This window comes from Knoellia pratensis, from assembly GCF_042666395.1.
GTDB lineage: Bacteria > Actinomycetota > Actinomycetes > Actinomycetales > Dermatophilaceae > Knoellia > Knoellia pratensis.
This window is the reverse complement of record NZ_JBHTDJ010000003.1, coordinates 795,381-812,141: the sequence shown is the minus strand read 5'-3', so window position 1 is coordinate 812,141 and position 16,761 is coordinate 795,381. Positions and strand designations below refer to the sequence as shown.

Annotated in this window: 14 protein-coding genes; 3 read left to right on the top strand and 11 right to left on the bottom strand. The window is 69.2% G+C overall.

Going from position 1 to position 16,761, the window contains the following annotated elements; genetic code table 11:
• Nucleotides 1-64: 64 nt before the first annotated feature.
• From ACFQRE_RS13790 to ACFQRE_RS13775, 4 genes are read right to left on the bottom strand one after another with little or no spacing between them, the layout of a single operon-like run.
• Nucleotides 65-868 (bottom strand): carbohydrate ABC transporter permease, encoded by an 804-nt coding sequence (locus ACFQRE_RS13790; RefSeq protein ID WP_380123250.1) that lies wholly within the window; start codon nt 866-868, stop codon nt 65-67.
• Nucleotides 868-1,764, bottom strand: coding sequence for a carbohydrate ABC transporter permease (locus ACFQRE_RS13785; protein ID WP_380123248.1), 897 nt, complete (start codon nt 1,762-1,764; stop codon nt 868-870). The genes ACFQRE_RS13790 and ACFQRE_RS13785 overlap by 1 nt, the downstream gene beginning before the upstream one ends.
• Nucleotides 1,764-3,122, bottom strand: a complete 1,359-nt coding sequence (locus tag ACFQRE_RS13780) for an extracellular solute-binding protein (RefSeq protein WP_380123245.1) — start codon at nt 3,120-3,122, stop codon at nt 1,764-1,766. Before ACFQRE_RS13780 ends, ACFQRE_RS13785 begins: the two co-directional genes overlap by 1 nt.
• On the bottom strand, nt 3,119-4,333 hold the full coding sequence (locus ACFQRE_RS13775; RefSeq protein WP_380123243.1) for a carbohydrate kinase family protein: 1,215 nt from the start codon (nt 4,331-4,333) through the stop codon (nt 3,119-3,121). The genes ACFQRE_RS13780 and ACFQRE_RS13775 overlap by 4 nt, the downstream gene beginning before the upstream one ends.
• Before the next feature lie 121 nt (nt 4,334-4,454).
• Between ACFQRE_RS13775 and ACFQRE_RS13770 the strand changes: the two genes are divergently transcribed.
• Together ACFQRE_RS13770 and ACFQRE_RS13765 are read left to right on the top strand one after the other, a co-directional pair.
• Nucleotides 4,455-5,213, top strand: a complete 759-nt coding sequence (locus ACFQRE_RS13770) for a DeoR/GlpR family DNA-binding transcription regulator (RefSeq protein WP_380123240.1) — start codon at nt 4,455-4,457, stop codon at nt 5,211-5,213.
• Nucleotides 5,210-6,553, top strand: a complete 1,344-nt coding sequence (locus tag ACFQRE_RS13765) for a 6-phospho-beta-glucosidase (RefSeq protein WP_380123238.1) — start codon at nt 5,210-5,212, stop codon at nt 6,551-6,553. Before ACFQRE_RS13770 ends, ACFQRE_RS13765 begins: the two co-directional genes overlap by 4 nt.
• Before the next feature lie 370 nt (nt 6,554-6,923).
• Here the strand turns inward: ACFQRE_RS13765 and ACFQRE_RS13760 are convergent, their stop codons facing one another.
• From ACFQRE_RS13760 to ACFQRE_RS13730, 7 genes are all read right to left on the bottom strand, one after another.
• A complete protein-coding gene (locus tag ACFQRE_RS13760; protein ID WP_380123236.1) occupies nt 6,924-7,631 on the bottom strand; it encodes an ABC transporter ATP-binding protein in 708 nt (235 codons plus the stop codon).
• A complete protein-coding gene (locus ACFQRE_RS13755) occupies nt 7,615-8,469 on the bottom strand; it encodes an ABC transporter ATP-binding protein (protein WP_380123234.1) in 855 nt (284 codons plus the stop codon). The genes ACFQRE_RS13760 and ACFQRE_RS13755 overlap by 17 nt, the downstream gene beginning before the upstream one ends.
• The gene (locus tag ACFQRE_RS13750) at nt 8,466-11,621 is read right to left on the bottom strand and encodes an FtsX-like permease family protein (RefSeq protein ID WP_380123231.1); all 3,156 of its coding nucleotides are present in this window, start codon (nt 11,619-11,621) and stop codon (nt 8,466-8,468) included. Before ACFQRE_RS13750 ends, ACFQRE_RS13755 begins: the two co-directional genes overlap by 4 nt.
• Before the next feature lie 150 nt (nt 11,622-11,771).
• Nucleotides 11,772-12,071, bottom strand: coding sequence for a thiamine-binding protein (locus tag ACFQRE_RS13745; RefSeq protein WP_380123229.1), 300 nt, complete (start codon nt 12,069-12,071; stop codon nt 11,772-11,774).
• Nucleotides 12,072-12,094: 23 nt separating this feature from the next.
• On the bottom strand, nt 12,095-13,783 hold the full coding sequence (locus ACFQRE_RS13740) for an FAD-dependent oxidoreductase (RefSeq protein WP_380123227.1): 1,689 nt from the start codon (nt 13,781-13,783) through the stop codon (nt 12,095-12,097).
• Nucleotides 13,784-13,793: 10 nt separating this feature from the next.
• Nucleotides 13,794-14,705, bottom strand: coding sequence for a methylmalonyl Co-A mutase-associated GTPase MeaB (meaB, locus tag ACFQRE_RS13735; RefSeq protein WP_380123224.1), 912 nt, complete (start codon nt 14,703-14,705; stop codon nt 13,794-13,796).
• A 121-nt stretch (nt 14,706-14,826) separates the two neighbouring features.
• Nucleotides 14,827-16,044, bottom strand: a complete 1,218-nt coding sequence (locus ACFQRE_RS13730; protein ID WP_380123222.1) for an acetyl-CoA C-acetyltransferase — start codon at nt 16,042-16,044, stop codon at nt 14,827-14,829.
• A 167-nt stretch (nt 16,045-16,211) separates the two neighbouring features.
• On the opposite strand from ACFQRE_RS13730, the gene mce reads away from it, so the two are divergent.
• On the top strand, nt 16,212-16,670 hold the full coding sequence (mce, locus tag ACFQRE_RS13725) for a methylmalonyl-CoA epimerase (protein ID WP_380123220.1): 459 nt from the start codon (nt 16,212-16,214) through the stop codon (nt 16,668-16,670).
• Nucleotides 16,671-16,761: the final 91 nt, after the last annotated feature.

The following is a 16,761-nucleotide window of genomic DNA, read 5'->3' as shown; positions in this document are numbered from 1 at the left end:
GGTGCGCCCGCTGGTCGAGCTCTGAGCCGTCGTCCTCGCGAGCACGGAGGGGGCAGCGGCAGGATCAGTCCTTGACCGCCCCCTCGAGCATCCCGGCGATGAAGTGCCGCTGGAGGAAGAGGTAGACGATGACGACGGGCAGCGCGACGATCGTCGCTCCCGCCGCCAAGAGGGCGTAGCCCTGGGTGTACTGCCCCGAGAAGAAGCCGAGCCCGAGTGGGGCCGTGCGCAGTGCCTCGTTGGTCGGGATCATGACGAGCGGGATGAGGAACTCGTTCCAGGTCCACATGAACGTCAGCACGATCAGGGTCACGATTGCGGGACGGGCGAGCGGCACGAGCACCTGCCAGAGGATGCGGTTCGTCGAGGCCCCGTCGAGGCGGGCCGCCTCGATGAGGGAGCGCGAGCTCGACCGGAAGGCGGCGCGCAGCCAGAAGGTCCCGAACGCCACCGACTGGGCGACCTGCGGCAACGCGATGGCCCAGAAGGTGTCGGTGAGGCCGAGTGCCCGCAGGTCGAAGAACAGCGGCACGACAATGGCCTCGGCGGGCATCATGATGCCGATGAGCATGAGGTAGAAGAGCGCGTCCGCTCCCCTGAATCGCATTGTCCCGAAAGCGAATCCGGCCAGAACGGAGAGTGCAGTGCTCACCACGACGACGAACGCCGACACGAAGAGACTGGTGCGCAGATAATCGCCGAAGCGGCCGATCTCCCACGCCGCCGTGAGGTTCCCGAGACCGCCGGGCGCCTCGGCATCGGGCTGCAGACCGGCGATGACGATGCTGAGGATCGGATAGATCGCGAAGATCGCGAACGCCGTCAGGATGACGTAGTTCATCGTGCGCTCGGATGTCGAGACCTTCATCAGTCGGCCACCCTGTCGCCGACGCGCGTGATGACGAAACTGATCGCGAAGATGATGACCGTGAGGACGACACCGATGGTGCACGCGAGCCCGACCTGCCCGAGTTCGAACGCCTGCCGATAGACCTCATAGCTCGGCACCGTCGTGGTGTGCCCCGGCCCGCCGGAGGTGGTCATGTAGATGAGGTCGAACGTCTTGAGGGCAGCGATGACGGTCAACGTCAGGGCCACCGCGATCTCGCCGCGAACCGACGGCAGGGTCACCGCAAAGAACTCCTTGATCGCTCCGGCACCGTCGAGGCGGGCGGCTTCGTAGAGGTCCTTGGGGATGCGCCCCATGCCTGCGAGCAGCAGCACGGTCACCAGTCCGCTCTCGAACCACGTGCCGATGAGACCGACCGCCGGGAGGGCAAAGGCGTACTCCCCCAACCATCCTCGCGTCCACGACTCGAGCCCGACCGACGTGAGGACCGAGTTGATCGTCCCGTCCGGGGCATAGATCCGGCGCCAGGCCACCGCGATGACGACCATCGCGACGACCTGCGGCAGGAACACGACTGTGCGGAAGAAGCCCAGTCCGCGCACGCTCGCCCGATGCAGGACCGAGGCCAGCACGAGCCCGACGAGCAGCGGCACGACGGCGAAGAAGAACATGAGCACGAGGGCGTGGCCGAAGGACGCCCGGAGCCGCTCGTCGGTGAGCACCTCCTGGTAGTTCGACAGTCCGGCCCACGTGCCGACCGTCAGCCCGTCCCACTCGAAGAGGGACAGGTAGGCGGCCTTGAGCAGCGGATAAAGGGCGAATGCGGCATACACGAGGAAAGCCGGAAGGACGTAGAGGTAGCCGATGCGCCGGGGTTCTCCCGGCGGGCCGAGGGCCTTGGTTCGACCCGCCATCACTTGGCGGTGAAGTCGCCGTAGTCCTTCTGCAGCGCCTCGAGGGCCTTCTCGGGAGTGACCTTCTTCGCAAGGAGATCCTGCAGGGTCGCGCCCAAGGTGTCGCCCATCGTCGGTGTCGCCCAGTCGAGGTAGGGCACGAGCCCGTCGTCCGACGAGACCGCGCCGAACGCCGTGAAGACGTCGGTCGCGAGTGCGTCGGGCGCCTTCTGCTCGGCCGTCTCGACGACGGGAAGGTTTCCGTTGTCCGCGAGCACCTTCATCGCTTCGGGAGTAGTGAGGAAGTTGATGTAGGCCGCGGCGGCGTCCTTGTTCTTCGCCTTGTTGGTGATGGCGAAGGGAAGGCCGGTGCCACCAGTGGTGACGGCCGTGCCGCCCGACTCGGGTGCCGGCGGGAGCGAGAACTTCACGCCGCTCTTCATCGCCGCCGACAGGTCCGCCTGCAGCCACGAACCGGCGATGAGGAAGACGCCCTTGCCCTTGGTGAAGCCCTGCCACGCGGGGTCGTAGTCCTGACCGTTGAAGCCGGAGCTGAAGTAGCCCTTGTCCACCCAGTCGACGAGGGTCTGGGCGGCCTTGGTGTTCTCGGGAGTCACCCAGCTGCCGCCGGTCTGGCCGAAGCCGAGCTTGCGGATGTCGTCGGCCTTGGTGAAGCGGCCCTGGACGACGCCGAAGACGTGTCCTGCTGGCCACTTCTCGAGGTTGCCGAGGACGAGCGGGACCTCGCCCTTGGACTTCGCGGTCGCGAGGGCGGCGTCGAACTCGGCCCATGTCTTGGGCGGGTTGATGCCGAGGGTCTTGAGCTTGGCGTCGTTGGAGAAGATCCCGACGACCTCGCCGACCTGCGGCATACCGAAGAGCGAGCCGGAGCCGAACGTCTTGCCGTCGGGTGAGTACGACGCGACGTTGCGGACGGACTGCGGATAGCGCTTGTCCCAGCCGTAGGCCGCGGCATACGGATCGAGGTTGACGAGTTGACCGGCCTTGACGAACTCCCCCATCTGCGAGCGAGTGTTGTTGGCCTGCACCACATCTGGGGCGTCGGCACCGGTGAGCGCGAGCCGCAACGTCTTGACGAGGTCGTCGAAGGAGCGGGAGACGCGCTTGATCTTGATGTTGGGGTACTTCTTCTGGAACTCGGTGTTGAGCGTCTCGATCTGCTTCGCCTGACCGCCACGCACCTCCTGGTCCCAGACCGTGAGGGTCACGTCGCCGAGGGATGCGGCATCGGTCTTCACAGCACCCGACGGGGTGGCCGACGCGTTGGTGTCCGAGCCGGACCCGCCGGGGGCGCAGGCGCCGAGAGCGAGCCCGGCCCCGACCGTGAGGGCGACCAGCGAGGTGCGGGTGAGTTTCATGGTGTCTCCTCGGTGAGCGGTGCGGAGGGCTGGGCGGGTGCAGCTGGTGTCTCAGTTGTCTGGGTGGTGGCAGGAGCCTGCGCGTCGGACAACTTGGCGATGGTCGCGGCTGCCCGGCGCACGGCGCCCGGTGGGACCTCGGCGACGAGATCGTCGAGGAAGGCGAAGCGGCGTTGCACCGAACGCGCAGCGGCGTTGGAGGTGGGCTGGCGCCGCACGCGGTGCCACCAGTCGGCGAGGTCACCCCAGCCGGGGGCCGCGAGGGAGCCGCCGAACTCCTGCACGGCGAGGCTGGAGCAGAGCGTGGCGAAGTTCATCCGGTCCAGCAGCGGCCATTGCGCGAGGCTGCCGACGAGCATTCCCGCGTCGAAGACGTCCCCGGCGCCGGTCGGGTCGATCGCGTTGACCCGCAGGGCCGGGACCGAGGTTTCCTCACCGGTCGCCGAGTCGATGGCCAACGCGCCGTCCCGACCGTTGGTCACCACGGCGAGGGGCACGAGGTCGGCGAGGGCATAGAGCGCGTCGTGCGCGGAGTCGGTGCGGGTGTAGGCCATGGCCTCGACGGCGTTGGGCATGAACGCGTGGCAGTGCTTGAGCTGGTCGAGGACGGCCGGCGACCACTGACCGCTGGGGTCCCAACCGACATCGGCGAAGAGCAGGGCACCGTCAGCCGCCGCCTGCTCGACCCACTGACGCTCGGGATGGCCCTCGCCCAACGGCCGGTCGGCATCGAGATCCAGCAGAACGGACCGTGCCCGGGGCGCCGTCCCGATCATCTCTGTCGCCGCCTGGGGAGCGTCGTGCCCGTGCGTGATCATGCGGCGGTCGCCACCGACCGACACCGAGACGGTGACCGGGGTGTGCCAGTGCGGGTAGCGCTGGGAGCGAGACAGGTCGATGCGCTCCTGCTCCAGGGAGCGCCAGCAGAACTCGCCGTAGTCGTCGTCACCGAACGCAGCACCCAGCGAGGTCTGGAGCCCGAGGCGCGATGCCGCGACGGCCAGGTTGGCAATGCCGCCCGGGCATGAACCCATCCCCTCGGCCCAGACCTCGGTGCCGTTCTTGGGCATCGCCGCGAGGCCGGTGAAGATGATGTCGAGGAAGACCGTGCCCTGCACGAAGACGTCGGCAACGGGGTCGCCGTCGCGACGCAGCGACGCGAGCGGGTCAAAGACGTGGTCCACCGGCACCTCGTCATCGTGTCCCGACATCGCCGCCACCGCAAGGGCAGATTGCGTGTTTTTGCGCGTTTGCCGGGATTTCTCGTGCTCACAGAGTTCAAAAACCGTCCACCCATGGCTGAAACTGCGCGCTCTTGGTACGTTGCGTCACGTGAAGGTGCAGCGGCACAGCGAGATCGTGGCCAGAGTGCGTGAGGGCGGGACCGTCTCGGTCAGCGAGCTCTCGAACGCGCTCGAGGTGAGCGCGTCGACGATCCGTCGCGACCTCTTCCAGCTGGACCGCGCGGGCGTGCTGACCCGCGTCCACGGCGGCGCGGCAGTCACGGTGACCGACCCCGACACGACGCGCCCCTTTGACGCGGTCGCCCGTGCCGACACCCACGAGAAGTCGCTCGTCGCAGCGGCTGCCGCGGCTCGCGTGCGTGACGGCGAGGTGGTCGCCCTCGACATCGGGACGACGACCGCGCTCTTGGCCCGCGAGCTGCGAGGTCGCAACATCACCGTGGTCACCAACAGCCTCGCGGTCCTCGACGTCCTGCGCCACGACGAGTCGGTCGAGCTCATCCTGCTGGGCGGGATGGTGCGTCGCTCCTATCACTCACTCGTGGGCGTGCTCACCGAGGACGCGGTCCACCAGATCGGCGTGGACCGGGCGTTCATCGGCACGAGCGGCATCTCCAGCGGCGGCCAGGTCATGGACTCGACCTTCGTCGAGGTTCCGGTCAAGCGTGCCTTCATCGCTGCAGCGCGCGAAGTGGTCCTCGTGGCCGACGGTCACAAGATCCCGGGTTCCGGAACCCTGCGCGTATGCCGCGTGGACCAGGTCGGCGTGCTCGTCACCACCGCGAATGCCGACCCGCTGATTCTCGACGAGTGCCGTGAACGCGGCGTGGAGGTGGTGGTCGCGTGAAGCTGACGATCCTCGGCGGTGGAGGCTTCCGGGTCCCCCTCGTCCATGGGGCCCTGTTGCGCGACGACTCCGACGGCCGCGTGACCGAGGTCGTCCTGCACGACCTCGACGAGCAGCGTCTGGGCGCTGTGGCGCAGGTGCTGACCCAGAACGGCGCGGGCCACCGCCACGCTCCCGTCGTCACCGCCACCACCGATCTCGACGAGGCGCTGCGCGGCGCCGACTTCGTCTTCTCTGCCATCCGCGTCGGCGGCCTTGCGGGTCGCACCCTCGACGAGCGGGTGGCGCTCGACCTCGGCGTCCTCGGACAGGAGACCACCGGCCCCGGCGGCCTTGCCTATGCCCTGCGCACCGTTCCGGTCGCGGTCGACATCGCTCGCCGCGCCCGCGCACTGGCGCCTGACGCGTGGTTCATCAACTTCACCAATCCTGCAGGCATCGTGACCGAGGCGATGCAGGGAGTGTTGGGCGATCGCGTCATCGGGATCTGTGACTCGCCCATTGCGTTGGCACGCAGGGCAATTGGCGCACTGGACCTCGATCCGGCAGCGACCACGATCGACTACGTCGGCCTCAACCACCTCGGTTGGTTGCGTGGCCTGCGCGTGGACGGCACAGATCACCTGCCACGTCTCCTCGCCGATCCGGCAGCACTTCAGACTCTCGAGGAGGGTCGACTCTTCGGTGCCGAATGGATCCAGGCACTGGGTGCGATTCCCAACGAGTACCTCTACTACTACTACTTCGGCCGCGAGGCCCGGGCCTCGATCCTGTCCGCACCCCAGACCCGGGGTGAGTTCCTTCGCGACCAGCAGGACGCCTTCTACGCCACTGTCGCGAACCACCCCGAGAACGCCGCGGCCGAATGGCGCCGGGTGCGCGAGGAGCGTGACGCGACCTACATGCGCGAGGCCCGCGCCGAGGACGAGCAACGCGATGAGGCCGACGTGGCCGGCGGCGGCTACGAGGGCGTTGCCCTCGCCATCATGGCCGCGATCAGCCGTGGGGAGACGTCGTCGATGATCCTCAACATCCGCGGCGGCGGAGCCGTTCCGGGTATGCCGGACAGCGCCGTTGTCGAGATCCCGTGCGTCGTCGATCGTGACGGTCCACACGCGGACCCCCTGGCGCCGGTGGAGGGCCACATGCTCGGCCTCATGCAGCAGGTCAAGGCCGTCGAGAGACTCGTCATCGAGGCGGCGACCACGGGCTCGCAGCAGGCAGCCATCAAGGCCTTCGCACTGCACCCCCTTGTCGACTCCGTGTCGACGGCCCGCGCGCTCTTCGAGGGCTATCGCCGGGCACATCCGGAGCTTGCAGCCCTCTTCAGCCCCTCCTGAGCACCTACTCACTTCGTGCCCCGCACGGACACGCGTACAACCCACTTCGTGCCCCGCACGGACACGCGAGCGCCAGCGAGCCTGTCCGTAACGGGCACGAAGTCGCAACGAGACCAGCGCTCCCCCTCTTCGTGCCCCGCACGGACACGCGAGCGCCAGCGAGCCTGTCCGTAACGGGCACGAAGCCGCAACCGGGCCAGCGCTCCCCCTCTTCGTGCCCCGCACGGACACGCGAGCGCCAGCGCGCCTGTCCGTAACGGGCACGAAGTCGCAACCGGGCCAGCGCTCCCCCTCTTCGTGCCCCGCACGGACACGCGAGCGCCAGCGAGCCTGTCCGTGCGGGGCACGAAGCCGCGGGGCGAGCAGCGGGTCAGTGCTGGACGACCTCACCGTCGTCGAGCTCGATGACGCGGTCGGCGCGCTCGGCCGCCTCGGGGTCGTGCGTCGTCATGATGACGATCGCCCCGGCGTCGGCCTGCGCCCGCATGAGGTCGAGCACCCGCTCGCGGTTGTCGTGGTCGAGTTCGCTCGTGGGCTCGTCCGCCAGGAGCAGCCGAGCGCCTACGGCGAGGCCCCGAGCGACAGCCGCGCGTTGCTGCTGACCGCCGCTGAGCTCCTCGACGAGGTGCGTCCCCGACTCCCCCAGCCCCACGGAGGCGAGAGCCTCGGTCGCGCGCGCCGCAGCCTCGCGCGGGTCATGCCCGCGTGCCCGCAGCGGTGCCAGAACATTTTCGTATGCCGTGAGCACGCTCGCGAGTCCGTTGCCCTGCGGGATGATCGCCACCGCACTGGGATCGCGCGCGACGCGGCTTCCCCGCCCGAGGTCGATCTGTCCGCCGGCCAGCGTCACGATCCCGCCGATGGCGTTGATGAGGGTGGTCTTCCCGGCACCCGAGTGGCCGGTGATCGCCACGAACTCCCCGGGGCCGGCGACGAGTGACACCCCTCGCAGGGCATGGACGTCGCCATAGGTCACGCTGATCGCGCTGACGTCGACGTGAGCGGACTCCTCGTCCCGAAGCGGGCCGTGTTCGCCAGCCATTGACTGACGACGCCCGTGCTCAGAGTGCTTCCCCATCAGGCACCTCCTCGAGCTCGTCCCGGACCAGCGTCCAGCCCTGCTCCGACTCCACGAGACGGACGAGAGTCCCGGGGGTCAGTGTCGCCAGAACGTGTGGTGGCAAGGGCACGGAGCCGTCGGCCGACACCACGGCGAACTCTTCACCCTCGCGGCCTTCGGCGCCGACCCGGCCATCGCGGATCGTGACGGTGCGCGGCATACGCGCTGCGACGTCAGGATCGTGGGTGACGACGATGATCGTCGTCCCCCACGTCGAGTTGATGTCGCTGAGCGTCTGGAGAACCTGGTCTCTCGCGTCGTGATCGAGCTGACTGGTCGGCTCGTCGCCGAGCAGCAGGCCGGGCCGCGTCGACACCGCAACCGCGAGCGCACCGCGCTGCAACTCTCCCGGAGTGAGCGAAGCCAGCGGGGCGTCGGCCCGATCCCGCAACCGGACGAGGTCGAGGATCTCGTCGACGGGAGCCATGTCGTCGCCCCGACCACGACGCGATCCCTGCGCGAAGGCGACGTTCTCACGGATGGTCTTGTGCGGGATGAGGTTGCGGGACGCGCCCTGGAGCACGATGCCGACGTCGCGTCCGCGCAACGCGTCGAGGTCCTGCTCCGACATGCGCGACAGCTCGTGGTCGCCAATCCGGATGCGACCCGCACTCGGACGCAGGAGACCACCAAAGAGCGTGAGCAGGGTCGACTTGCCGGCACCTGATGGCCCGAGCAGGGCAACCATCTCGCCGGACGCCACCGAGAGGTCGACCCCCGCCAGCGCGGCCACGTCGTGGTGCTCGGCTCGATAGATGTGCACGAGTCCGGCCGTCATCACGGGGAGCCCGGTCACCACGCCTCCCTCAGTCGGTCGGAGTCCCCGCGTCGGGCCGCCCTCAGAGCAAGGACCGCAGCGACGAGGACAAGGATCAGGACCGCGACGAGCCACGCCAGACCCATGACGAGCCACGCTGGCGAGAAGTCGAGCGCCGGCACCGGGGCGGGGGTGTCGAACAACGGGATGAGTGGCATCGCCAGCACCGCGCCCACGACCCCACACAGGGCACCGACGACAGCGGCGACGAGCACGGGCGCCAGGGCCTCACGCACTGCCGCGCGACGCAGGTCTCTCCCGGAGACACCTGCCACCCGCAGGGCAGCGATGTCTCGGGTGACGATCCGGCCAGTCGTCATCGACACGACGACGAGCATGACAGCGGCCAGGAGCAACGAGAGCACAGCGGTGAAGAGCCCGAGAAGCAGTCCCCAGCCAGTGGCGGACTCGTCGAGGAGTCGCTTGTCCTGGGCAAACGAGCGAGTCCCCAGAACCTCCAGACCACCAGCACGCAGCGCCTTCTCGGCGCCGGCCACGCCGCCGGGGAACTGAGAGTCGATCCACACCTCCATCGACCCGCTCGGTGGGAGACGTCCACCGATCCGGAGCATGAGATCGAGGTTGACGAGGGCACCCCGGTTGCCGACGAAGGGCAGTGCGGGCACGCGTTGCTCGGCCATCGCCGGTGTGGTCCGACCCGCAAGGCTCTGGACGTCGAACTTTTCGGCGTCCCCGCCGATCGGGATGCGGCCCGACAGCAGGGCCGGGATGAGGGCCGGGGCATCAGCACGGTTGATGGCCGCGACCCGCCCGGTGTTGGTGAAGGAGAGACGCAGCCCACCACCAGGGGCAGCAGCGAGAGCGACCGAGTCAACCGGCGCCGCTTCGTCCGTCCCCTCTGCGGACCGTCCGGGCTCGAGCTGCGCGCCAGTGTTGGACTGGTCCCCGACGGCGCCACGTGGTTGCTGCCACCCATCCCGGGCATCGACTCCCAGGTTCTTGGCGTCCAGGGCGATGCCAGAGATGTCAACGGATCCCTTGACGGCCTCCAGGCCCAGGTTGACACCGGGGTCGAGCCGCAGCCACAGGGACTGGAGACGGCAGCCCTGCGGACAGAGCAGGGGCGCGTCAACCGCCACGGTGCCCTTGCCCTGGCCGGGCAGCGTCCCGAGGTCACGGGTCAGGACCTCACCCTCCGGTGTGGTCACGCTGATCCCGAGCCGAAGGGGTTGCCCCGTCACTTTCCCCGGCATCCAGTCCTCCGGCGGGACGTCGGCCGGTCGCTCACCGAACCCATAACCCAGCGGCGCGACGTCGTAGGTCACGCTCCCCGTCAGTCGGCTCCCCCTGAGCCGCACCGGCAGCTGGTCCGGCAGAGCGAGCTTGTCGAGGGCCAGGGCCGCCTGGGCACTGGGCGCGTAGGCGATGCGTCGCAACTGCTCCGGGCGCGCGGCCAGCGTCGTCGTCGAGTCCGGGTCCCGCTGGCTCACGATCCCCACGGGCATGGCGTGCTCGCGCTGCCCGGCGGGCAGGCCGTCGACGACACGAGCGACGGCAGTCGGGTCCTTGGACCCCGTGCGCAACGCCCCGAACGCGCCGACCGTGAGCTCGGCGCGATTCTCTCGGTTGCGGTCGGCGACGGCCACGGCGTTGGCAGCAAAGACGACGAGCGCCGACACGGCTGTCACGACGAGCAGCACGTGACGTGTCGTCGGGCGCCGGGCGATGGCCAGGCCGGCCAGCGCCGACCCGAGGCTGCCCGAATCCAGGGCGCGTCGCCCCAGCCGGGTCGCGACGACCACGACGACCGCACCCAGCAGGGCCCCCGCCGCGAGCGCCAGCAGCGTCGGCGTGAGGATGGCCAAGGGGCCGGAGATCTGATCGGTGACGATGCCGACGACACCCACGGCAGCCAGCACGATGAGGATGACGTCGCCCACGCGCAACGTGCGCGCAGCGGTGACCGGCGGAACGCGCCGCAGCAACGAGGCGATGGGTTCACGCAGAACCGGCCGCGCGGCGGCATACACGACTGCGAGGGAGGCGACGCCGGCAACGGCGGCCGCGAGCGGCACCTGCCACCCCAGTTCGAAGGGGACTCCCGGCGGCAGGATGAACCTGCGCACCGCCTCACTCAGCCCCACTGCGAGCAGCAGCCCCAGCGGAAGCCCGAGCAGCACCGTGAAGCCGAGTTCGGCCATGACCAACCGCCGACTGGCTTCGCGACTGCGCCCGCGCAAGCGAGACACGGCGATCTCTGGGCGGCGTTGTGCGACAGCCGCACCGGCGACGAGAACGAGGACCGCGAGAGCCACGGCGACGAGCTGGGCGATGAGCAGGGGCACGAGCTGCCGGACGAGCGTCTGACCGTCATCGACCTGGCTGGCGATCTCGGGCAGCGGGCTGTCGACGTTCGCCTGGTTCGGAGGGCGCAAGGCAGCCACCGCCGCGCCGGCCCGGGCCAGTGAGTCGAGGGTGATCGCGGACGTCCTGAGCCGGTAGTCGACGGACAGCTGGGCGTTCTGCCACCTGTTCTCGACCCCCTCGGGGGTGACGATGAAGTCGTCGATCCCGGGCACGAGGTCACCGAAGTCGATGAGGTTGCCCGACTTGCCCTGCAGCTCGGTGCGCAGCCAGTAGTCGGGGTCGTCCTTGACCGTGTAGGTCCCAGAGATCGTGTAGGCCACCTGCTGGGTGACGTCGTTCTGCAGGGTGAGCGTGGTGCCCACCTTCCAGCCCCAGACCTTGGCGTCCGCGGCCGAGACGAGGAGGTCAGGCGCCTTCGTCGGGCAGGCACCCTCGCTGAGCGTCACGTGGTCGCAGATCTCGTCACGGGCGACGATGCGCACCGGCGACGGCTTCTTGCCCGCTATGGGTACGACCTGCGTGTCGTCCGTGGTCATGGACAGCCCCGGTGCGTACCACTGCGACAGCGTCCCCGGCATCCCGGCCTCGACCGCGCTGGCGGCGAGAGTGCTGTCCTCGGTGCGGCTGGCGAGGACGCTCAGCTTGAGGTCAGCGGCCTCCAAGCGGCCCAGGGTCGCGCGCAACAGCGCCTGGTCGATCGAGCGCGAGAACAACGGCGCGAAGGCGGCGCACGTGGCGACCAGTGCCGAGATGAACACGAGGACGAGGGACTGACCGCCGCGGTAGCGAATGGCCTTCCACATGCGGCGGTTCCCCCAGCATCTCGGTTGTCATGCGTTGTGCATCCCGGCTCACGCTATCCACGCATCGTGCGTCGGACCTCGCGTGCCGGGACGACCGTGATGCTTTTGAAACAAACTTCCGCGTCGACGCTGCATCGCGTCAACGAGCGGTCACTCGGCCAGTGCGGCTTCGAGGCGCTCGAGCTTGCCCTCGAGCTCACCCGCGCGCCCGGGCCGGATGTCGGCCTTGAGCACGAGCCCGACCCGCGGGCCGTGGGCGGCGACGGCATCGACGCAGGCCTTGACGACGGCCATGCACTCGTCCCACTCCCCCTCGATGGTCGTGAACATCGAGTCGGTGCGATGGGGCAGGCCACTCTCGCGCACGATGCGCACCGCATCGGCGACAGCACCGGTGACTCCTCCCTGGTCGTCGGCGACGGACGGGGAGACGGAGAAGGCGATCAGCATGACGACACCGTATGCCGTCCGGCTCAGCGCGCTTCCGGCGCCAGGAACGCGTGAACGAGGGGCACGACCCCGGCGCCCTCACCGCTCGCCGAGGCAACCCGCTTCATCGAGCCGCACCGGATGTCACCGGCGACATAGATCCCGGGCACCGTCGACGCGTAGGGCTCCGGCGGGCGACCGCCCTGCCACGACTGCCACGGGGTGTCGGCACCGGAGAGGACGAACCCTTTGTCGTCCCTCGCCACGTCCGGGGGAAGCCAGTGGCACGTCGGCTGCGCACCGAGCAGGAGGTAGAGCCCCGCGGCGTCGACCCGCTCATCGGCGCCGGACTCCACATCGCGCAGGGTGAGCCACTCGAGGTGACCCTCGCCGCCTCCTTCGGTGACGATCGTTCGCGGTCGGATGGTGATGCGCGGGTTCCCCTCCAGCTCACGGATGAGGTACTGCGACATCGTCGCGGCCAGCCCCTCACGACGCACGAGGATCGTGACGTGCTTGGCGAAGCGCGACAGGTGCACCGCCGCCTGCCCGGCGCTGTTGCCGCCACCCACGACGTAGACCTCCTTGTGCTTGACCTCCCGGGACGTGCTCGCAGCAGCGCCGTAGTTCACGCCACGACCGACGAGGTCCTCCAGCGGCTCGACGCCGAGCCGTCGGTAGTCGACACCCGTGGCGACGAGCACGGCGCGACCACGCACGGTGTCGGCACCGAGCTCGACGACGTGGCAGCCGTCGGGGCCTCCCGCGATCCGCAGCCCGGTCACCTCCTGGCCGGCGAGGAACCGCGCCCCGAAGCGGACGGCCTGCGACCGCGCACGCTGCGCCAGCCGCATACCGGAGATCCCCCGGGGGAAGCCGAGGTAGTTGCGGATCATCGAGCTCGTCCCCGCCTGCCCGCCGATCGGCCCCTGGTCGATGACCAGGGTGTCGAGGCCCTCGGACGCCGCATAGACGGCCGCACCGAGTCCGGCGGGTCCGGCACCGACGATGACGAGGTCGCAGATCGCGTCCTCACCGATGTCCGTGGGGCGTCCGTAGAGCGCTGCCCCGAGGTCGGCGTTCGTGGGCCGGGACAGGGTGAGCTCGCCGTTCGGTCCTTGGAGCAGGGGCAGCTGCGCGCCCGGGCCGGCCGCCGCCAGCACCTCGACACCTGCGGGACTGTCCGTTGCGTGCACCGTGTTGGGCATGCCCATGCGGTCGAGGAAGTCGCGGATCCGACTCAGGTCGGGAGAGGGCCCGTCGGCGATGATCCTGGTCCCGTCGATCTCGGACAGGTTGACCGACTGCGCCCAGTCCGACAGCGTCTCGGAGATCGCGGTGTGGAACTCCTCGTCGCGTGGTCCCTGCGGCAGCATCAGGTAGAGGTCGAGCTGGCCCTCGGCGAGGCTCTCGCGCATCACCGCCACCGACCCCCGGAAGCGTTCTGCCGGGATGTAGACGAGGCGTCGCGCACTCGGCATGAACTTCTGGAACTTCGCGAGGAGGTGGGTGGCCTTCTCGCCCTCCCCGAAGAACTCGCACGCGGCCAGCGCGACGGGTCGGCGCCCGGTCTTGAGGTCGGTGAGGACCTCAATCGCCTCCTCCATCGTGGACGGAGCGATGATCTCGTAGTCGACCGAGTAGCGCTGCGTGAGGACCTCGACCATCGCCTCGCGATACTCGGCGCCGAGGACGACGATGACGGGGGTCGGTCGCGCGTCTGGGGGTGTCACCCGGGCCACGCTACTGGCCTCCGGGCTCCCCGGTGAGTCGGTCGACGACCTCGAGCGCTGCGGCATACACGTCCGTTTCGCCGGAGGCGACCGCAGCGGCGAGTGCGTCGGTCACCAGGCCTCCCCTGTCACCGATTCTCCGGCGCAGGGTCGCAAGGGCGATGGCCTCGATCTCGGCCTGGGCGCGAAGTCGCCTACGCTCGTTGAGCGCACCGGATGACGTGAGCCAATCCCGGTGTGCCGCAAGGGAATCCACAAGATCAGGTATGCCGTCGCCTCGGCTTGCGACGGTCCTCACCACCGGGGTCCGCCAGTTGACGGACCGCTCGCGGTTGCCGAGCTGGATCATGTGCCGAAGGTCGCGGACCGTGTCGTCGGCGCCATCACGGTCGGCCTTGTTGACGACGAAGACATCACCGATCTCGAGGATGCCCGCCTTGGCCGCCTGGATGCCGTCACCCATGCCGGGGGCGACGATGACGACGGTCGTGTCGGCACGGGCAGCCACCTCGACCTCGGACTGCCCCACCCCCACCGTCTCGAGGAGGATCACGTCGAACCCGGCGGCGTCGAGGACGCGCAGAGCCTGGGGAGTGGCGAAGGACAGACCGCCGAGGTGACCACGCGAGGCGACCGAGCGGATGAAGACACCCGGGTCCGTGCCGTGGTGCTCCATCCGGATCCGGTCACCGAGCAGGGCGCCACCGGAGAAGGGTGACGACGGGTCGACCGCGAGGACGGCCACCCGCTTGTCCTGCGCGCGGTAGGCCGCGATGAGCGCTGCGGTTGTCGTGGACTTGCCGACGCCGGGTGATCCGGTGAGTCCGATGATGTGGGCGCCGCCCGTGTGCTGCGCGAGTGCCGCCATGACCTCGGGCAGCGCGGGGTGGCCGTCCTCGACGAGGGAGATGAGCCGGGCCACCGCACGCGAACGCCCCTCTCTCGCTTCAGCAACGAGAGAGGGGACGTCGACGGACCGGGGTGTCTGCGCGATGGCGTAGGACCCGTGGTTCTTCAGGCGCTCAGCTGGGTGTTCTGTGTGGTCAGCTGCCGGACGGGACGGTGATGAGCAGGGCGTCGCCCTGACCGCCGCCACCACAGAGGGCTGCCGCACCGGTGCCGCCGCCACGACGCTTGAGCTCGTGGGCGAGGGTGAGGACGACGCGGGCGCCGGACATGCCGAGCGGGTGACCCGTGGCGATGGCTCCACCGTTGGGGTTGACGATCTCGGGGTCGACGCCGAGCTCCTTGGTCGAGGCCAGGCCGACGGCGGCGAACGCCTCGTTGATCTCGATGGCGACGAGGTCGGCCGGCGTGATGCCCGCGCGCTCGCATGCCTTCTTGATGGCGTTGGCCGGCTGGCTCTGCAGGCTCGAGTCGGGGCCGGCCACGACGCCGTGGGCGCCTATCTCGGCGAGCCAGTCAAGGCCGAGTTCCTGAGCCTTGGACTTCTTCATGATGACGACGGCGCAGGCACCATCGGAGATCTGCGAGGCCGAGCCGGCGGTGATGGTGCCGTCCTTGGCGAAGGCCGGGCGGAGCCTGGAGAGCGACTCGGTGGTCGTGTCCGCGCGCACGCCCTCGTCCTCCTTGAACTCGATCGGGTCGCCCTTGCGCTGCGGGATGGACACGGCGATGACCTCGTCATCGAAGAGCCCGTCCTTCCAGGCGCGGGCGGCCTGCTGGTGGCTGCGTGCAGCGAAAGCGTCCTGCTCCTCGCGGGTGAAGGCGCTCGCGTCGACGTTGCGCGACTCGGTGAGCGAGCCCATCGCCTGGTTGGTGAGGACGTCGTAGAGGCCGTCGAAGGCCATCGAGTCCTGCAGCGTCACGTCGCCGTACTTGTAGCCATCGCGGCTCTTGGGGAGCAGGTGGGGAGCGTTGGTCATCGACTCCTGTCCACCGGCAACGACGACCTCGAACTCACCGGCGCGGATGAGCTGGTCCGCGAGCGCGATGGCGTCGATGCCGGAGAGGCAGACCTTGTTGATCGTCAGGGCCGGGACGCTCATGGGGATGCCGGCCTTGACGGCGGCCTGACGGGCGGGGATCTGGCCCTCGCCGGCGGTGAGGACCTGCCCCATGATCACGTAGTCGACGTCCTGCGCCTTGACGCCCGACTTCTCCAGGGCGCCCTTGATGGCGAACCCACCGAGGTCAGAGCCACTGAAGCCCTTGAGGCTGCCGCTCATGCGGCCCATCGGGGTCCTCGCCCCCGCGACGATGACTGTGGGGTCGGTGTTCTGGGTCGGGGCGGTGCTCACTGCGGTCCTCCAACGTCGGTGTCGGGCTGAGTGCCCAAGGGGCTCCCATGATGCTAGCCACTTCTGCGTCCGGGGCCGACCGGCCCTGTGACGGACGTCCCGTAGGTGTCCATTGCCACACCCTCAACACCTGTTTGCGGTGCGCTCACCTCCCTAGGCTCTGGGTCATGTCTGAGTCATCTCCCCTGTCCTCGCTGTTCACGGCGATCGACCACGTCGGCGTGGCCGTCACCGACCTCGACGAGGCGATTGCGTTCTACCGCGACACCTACGGGATGACGCTGGCGCACGAGGAGGTCAACGAGGAACAGGGCGTGCGTGAGGCGATGATGGCGGTCGGCGACTCCGGCTCGCACATCCAGCTGCTCGCGCCCCTGTCCCCCGCGTCGACCATCGCGAAGTTCATTGACCGCAGCGGCCCCGGCGTCCAGCAGGTCGCCTACCGCGTCGCCGACATCGACGGTGTCAGTGCGACCCTGCGAGAGCGCGGGCTGCGCCTCCTCTACGACGAGCCCAAGCGCGGCACCTCGAACTCGCGGGTGAACTTCATCCACCCCAAGGACGCCGGCGGCATCCTCGTCGAGCTCGTCGAACCGTCCTCCGACGGGCCCGCTCCCACCCACTGACCCCCGACTTGTTGCGCAAAACGTCGGTTCGCCCCACTGATTGCGCATTTCGTTCAGCCCAACGCATCACCTGACCTGACCCACCCAGATC